A 5,535-nucleotide genomic window follows, 5' to 3' on the forward strand; every position below is an offset into this window, starting at 1 on the left:
AGAATTAATCTCTCTAAAGTGTTGTTTAAGACTAGAACGTTGATAGGCAGTGTTTGGTAGCTTTGTAAGGCGTTAAGCCAACCTGTACTAATTGCCCGTGAGGCTTAACCATACAACGCCCAAATGACGTTGTGATGGCCAGCCATCTTAAACCAATACGCTATATACAGAATTCTTTATCCGGTGATGAAAACGCATCACTGTGCTTGTCACAAATTGTACCAGTTTTGCCTGGCGGCCATAGCGTTACGGAACCACCTGAATCCATTCCGAACTCAGAAGTGAAACGTAACTGCGGCGATGGTAGTGTGGGGTCTCCCCATGTGAGAGTAGCACACCGCCAGGCTCCCAATACGAAGAAGGGCTATCCGATTGGATAGCCCTTTTTTATTGCTCCTGATTTACCACCAATCAACGCAGCTCACGTTGACTGCCCACTCCGCAAACCTTAATGAAAGTCCCTGGACGTAACCCTCAGCTTATCCAATAAATGGCTTAGATCTTCTAGCTGCTAGTTTTTACTCCTTCTAGCAAAACCCTTAGTCTTGTAAATCTGCTGTGTTTAGTGTTGCAAAATTGCGCTGCTTAAGATTTCAATTCACCTGAAAAATATCAAAAAAGTAACAAAGTTATTGAATTTAAAGGAAAATATTGAACTAACGTCATATACAAATATGGCATTGGGCAAACTAGAATGTGGGTATATTAGGCCATGGGCGGAAGTAGCACTGCACCAAGCCTGAACGTAAATGTATTCACAGAGGTAATGGCAGATGTCAGGTACATCCAGAATCTTAAACTCCCAACTTAGTCAAAGAATCATGTCAGCTGAGCAAGCGGCTGAGCTTATCCCCCCCGGCGCAACCATTGGTATGAGTGGATTTACCGGGGCAGGTTACCCTAAGGCAGTGCCTAAAGCGTTAGCCGAACGTATTAGAAGGTTACGAGACGCTGGTTCGCCGATGCGGGTAAATATCTGGACGGGAGCCTCTACAGCACCAGAGCTAGACGGTGCATTAGCTGAAGTTGATGGGATCAACATGCGTTTGCCTTTCCAATCCGATGCTGTATGTAGGAAGCAGATTAATGAGGGGCAGATGCAATATCTGGATATTCACCTATCCGAAGTTTCTCAATATGCTTGGTCGGGTTTTCTGGGCAAGCTTGACGTAGCGGTAATAGAAGTTGCAGCTGTGCTGGAAGACGGACGTCTAATACCGTCGTCTTCGATTGGCAATAATAAAACCTGGATTGAGCAAGCTGACAAAGTTATTTTAGAAGTGAATGACAAGCAAAGTCTTAAGATGGAAGGTATGCACGATGTTTACTACGGTACTGCTCTGCCACCGAATCGCAAGCCTATTTTACTAACAGAGCCTAGTGACCGTATCGGGGAGCGTTATTTACATTGCCCTTTGGATAAGGTCATTGCCGTTGTAGAGACTTCGTCGTCTGACCGTAACTCAGCTTTTACTCCTCCTGATGAGACATCCGCACTTATCGCTGATCACATCCTTGATTTCTTCGCTCATGAAGTGAAAAAAGGGCGTTTGCCTGCACAACTGTTGCCCATTCAATCCGGTGTGGGAAATATCGCTAATGCGGTGTTAGAAGGGCTTAATAATGGCCCTTATAAAAACCTAAGTGCATTTACAGAAGTGATCCAGGATGGCATGTTGAAAATGCTTAAATCAGGCACATTGAAAGTTGCTTCGGCTACTGCGTTTTCCTTGAGTCCGGATGCACTAGATGAATTCAATAACAATATCGATTTCTATAAAGATAAGATTATCTTGCGACAGCAGGATATCAGTAACCACCCAGAGCTGGCGAGAAGGTTGGGGGTAATTGCTATGAATGGTCTGATCGAGGCAGATATCTACGGCAATGTTAACTCCACCCATATCATGGGAACCCGCATGATGAATGGCATCGGCGGGTCAGGAGACTTTGCCAGAAATGGTTATCTTTCTATCTTTATGACACCTTCCACCGCTAAGCAAGGTGCTATTTCGTCTATTGTCCCTATGGTCTCTCATGTCGACCACACCGAGCATGACGTCAAGATCATAGTAACAGAGCAGGGCCTGGCTGATCTGCGTGGATTGGCGCCTAAACAGCGTGCTAAGTGCATTATAGAAAACTGTGCACACCCGGAATTTAAGGACAGATTAATGGATTACTATGAGAGGGCCTGTGCAAGTGGTCGTGGTATGCATACACCTCATTTACTCGAAGAGGCCTTAAGCTGGCATGTAAATTTTGAACAGCATGGCAGGATGTAACGCAAGAGATTGAGAATATTTGAACACCAGGCTCGACCTAAAGGTAGGGGTTACTTAAACTAGCAAACCGATTATCAGAATGAATAAAGACGGTTGCTTTGGTTGATTTAACCCCCTTACATACCTTTGGCTTGCATGCACAGGCTCGCAACTTGTTGGTCGTTGACGATATCTCTCAGCTAAGAGCTTTTGACGCTGAGCAATACTTCATCCTCGGCGAAGGCAGTAATACGGTTTTCCTTGAAGACTATCAAGGCTGTGTTGTTCAAGTCAGATTAACTGGTGTTGAGGTAAAAGAACGCGCTAGTTTCCACGAGGTAACGGTAGGTGCCGGAGAGAACTGGCACAAATTGGTGGTTAGCTTACTGGAAGCAGGAATTCATGGTGCTGAAAATCTCGCCTTGATACCTGGCACAGTAGGGGCCGCGCCAATTCAGAACATAGGCGCTTATGGTCGAGAGTTAGCTGACTTTTGCCATCAGGTTGAATGCGTGGATATCCGAACTGGTGAAATGCGTTGGCTTGACCGTGAGCAGTGTCTGTTTGGTTACCGTGACAGTGTGTTCAAGCAGCCTGACATGGCCTCTTGGCTAATTACCCAAGTCGTTTTCCGTTTCCCTAAAGAAGCCAAGGTGCAGGCTGAGTATGGTGAACTGAAGTCCCTTGGGACGGCTCCTACACCGCAGCAAGTATTCAATAAGGTCGTGGAAGTACGTCAACAAAAGTTACCTGATCCTGCAAAGTTGGGTAACGCAGGAAGCTTCTTTAAAAACCCTGTTATTAGCCATCAACATTATCTTTTATTAAAGGACAGCTGGGAGGATATTCCTGGTTTTCCTGTTGACGAATCTAATACCAAGATTCCCGCGGCATGGCTTATTGATAAGTTAGGCTTTAAAGGTAAACATGTCGGGGGAGTTGCTTGTCATGCTAATCAACCCTTAGTGCTGGTTAATCAGGGAGGAGGGACAGGGGAGGAGCTGCTTAGCTTAGCCCGACGTATTCGTGATGAAGTGCTGGGGCGTTTTTCCATTACTTTGGAAAATGAAGTAAGGCTGCTAGGTGCTGAAGGACTTGTCAGATTGTGACCGCGCACAGTGATGATAAACGCCACAAAATATTGGCTCAGTTGGCGGATGGACAGTTTCACTCCGGTGAAGACCTTGGCGCTTTGCTTGGTATTTCCCGGGCCGCCATCAGTAAGCATATTAAAGGTCTTGAATCCCTGGGATTAGAGATCTTCAGTGTCACAGGAAAGGGCTATCGTCTTTCCAATAGACTCAAACTTCTCGACATAAATTTAATCTCCGCGTTACGTGAAGGTTCTCAATCACCATTGCGAGTGTTGTCCGTTATAGACTCAACCAATAGCTATTTAAAATTGAATACTGATCTCCATCAAAATGGGGCGGCCTGTTTGGCAGAAGCACAAACTGCCGGACGAGGCCGGCAGGGGCGAAAGTGGCAGTCCCCCTTTGGAGCGAGTCTCTATTTGTCTATGTATTGGTCATTCATTGGTGGCTATCAGGCCATCGGCGGGCTGAGTTTGGTCATAGGTGTAGCCGTCGTTGAGGCTTTGGGTAAGTTGGGCATTGAAGGGTTGCAACTAAAATGGCCTAACGATATTTACCTGGAAGATAAGAAGTTGGGCGGTATCTTGGTTGAGGTGGAGGGGCAGATCAATGATCAGAGTCACTGCATTATTGGCATTGGCTTGAATGTGCAGTTGCCTGAGTCGGTGCACGAAGAGATCGACCAGCCTTACACAGATCTAACTCATTCGCTTGACCATGCCATTGATAGAAATCACTTGGCTGCTCTGGTGCTGGACTTACTTCAACAGCATTTGCATAGATATGAAGCTGAAGGAATTTCGAGTTTTTTACCTCGATGGCAGGAGTTGAATCTTTTTAAGGATAAACCCGTCCGGATGATATGTGGTACCAATGAATTTGAAGGGATCTGTCTTGGAGTTAATCAAGATGGCGCATTATTGGTAAAGCTCGCCACTGGAACCCGGGCATTTTATGGGGGAGAAGTGAGTGTCAGAAGTCTCTCGCGTTAATTGGCTCTTCATTGACGCCGGTAATAGTTGTATAAAAGCGGCTAGCTACTCGGCAGGTGCTATGACAATGTTGGGGGTTATCGAATCTCATTGTCAACTTAGCAGTATATTGGCTCAGGTCGACGCAATATTGATAGCGTCGGTAGGTCAACGGGGTTGGGTGAACGAGCTAAAAGAGCGCTGCCACACTTTAAGTGTGCCTTGTTTTGAGGTAGAGGTGAAACGCTCTTTCCTTGGCATAGAAAACCTTTATGAGAACATTCAACAAATGGGCTGTGATAGATGGCTGGCCGTCATTGGTGCATCAACATTAACCGATAGCCCTTTTGTGATCGCGGACTTTGGCACGGCCATTAATGTCGAGTTTGTCGACCAGCAACGAAACTATATTGGAGGCTGGATTGCACCTGGTATCCAGCTACTCTACAGCTCCTTATTTAAAGGCACTGATAAGGTAAAGGGCCAGTTAGGCCGATCACTGGACCTGAAGGCCGGTAAGAATACTCAAAAAGCCGTTGATGGCGGTTGTGCGGCCGCGGCGGTGGGTATTCTTACAATGGCAATCCAACAAGCTGAAGATTTGGGTGATAACCCGGTTATTTTCGTGTGTGGTGGTGATTTTGCCAGAATTGAGCAGCTTACCAATAAAAGAGTCCGCCATGAAAGCGCTTTGGTGTTCCTTGGTATGCAAGAATATGCCGCGCAAATTGCGCTGAAATGTGGCTGAACAATCACCAAAATGCAGCAAATATAAGCATTGGTGGCGATATTGTGAGCAAGCGGTGCGTAAATGGCATTTTTTTGCAAATTACCTGTTGCGTCCTCCAAAAGCTTCCTCTAGAATGCGCCCCACTTGATGCAGTGCCGGCTTAGCTCAGTTGGTAGAGCAACTGACTTGTAATCAGTAGGTCGCCAGTTCGATTCCGGCAGCCGGCACCCTCAAAATTCGGCGGGGGTCCCGAGCGGCCAAAGGGATCAGACTGTAAATCTGACGGCTCAGCCTTCGCTGGTTCGAATCCAGCCCCCTCCACCACTTTAAAGGCATTGGCTATATTAGCGAGTGCTGGGCAAGCAAGGCGATGTATCCAGGCAAAGCCCAAAAATTCTTGGGATGAGGTGGCCTCAAGAGATCAGGATCGCGGGCATCGTATAATGGCTATTACCTCAGCCTTCCAAGCTGATGAT

Annotated in this window: 4 protein-coding genes, 2 tRNA genes and 1 rRNA gene; all 7 read left to right on the top strand. The window is 46.5% G+C overall.

Annotated elements, in window-relative coordinates; translation table 11 throughout:
- Positions 1–230 precede the first annotated feature (230 nt).
- A 5S ribosomal RNA gene (gene rrf, locus J0A65_RS21175) occupies positions 231–346 on the top strand.
- 427 nt (positions 347–773) lie between these two features.
- Positions 774–2,285 (top strand): acetyl-CoA hydrolase/transferase family protein, encoded by a 1,512-nt coding sequence (locus J0A65_RS21180; protein ID WP_206596325.1) that lies wholly within the window; start codon positions 774–776, stop codon positions 2,283–2,285.
- A 98-nt stretch (positions 2,286–2,383) separates the two neighbouring features.
- Entirely contained in the window at positions 2,384–3,373 is a 990-nt protein-coding gene (murB, locus tag J0A65_RS21185) for a UDP-N-acetylmuramate dehydrogenase (protein WP_206596326.1), read from the top strand.
- Positions 3,370–4,350, top strand: a complete 981-nt coding sequence (gene birA, locus J0A65_RS21190) for a bifunctional biotin--[acetyl-CoA-carboxylase] ligase/biotin operon repressor BirA (protein ID WP_206596327.1) — start codon at positions 3,370–3,372, stop codon at positions 4,348–4,350. The genes murB and birA overlap by 4 nt, the downstream gene beginning before the upstream one ends.
- Complete coding sequence (locus J0A65_RS21195; protein ID WP_206596328.1) at positions 4,328–5,077, top strand: type III pantothenate kinase; 750 nt, start codon at positions 4,328–4,330, stop codon at positions 5,075–5,077. The genes birA and J0A65_RS21195 overlap by 23 nt, the downstream gene beginning before the upstream one ends.
- Positions 5,078–5,213: 136 nt before the next feature.
- Positions 5,214–5,286, top strand: a tRNA-Thr gene (locus tag J0A65_RS21200).
- A 12-nt stretch (positions 5,287–5,298) separates the two neighbouring features.
- Positions 5,299–5,383 (top strand) — tRNA-Tyr (locus J0A65_RS21205).
- Positions 5,384–5,535 lie beyond the last annotated feature (152 nt).

This window comes from Bowmanella yangjiangensis, assembly GCF_017255015.1.
Lineage (GTDB): Bacteria > Pseudomonadota > Gammaproteobacteria > Enterobacterales > Alteromonadaceae > Bowmanella > Bowmanella yangjiangensis.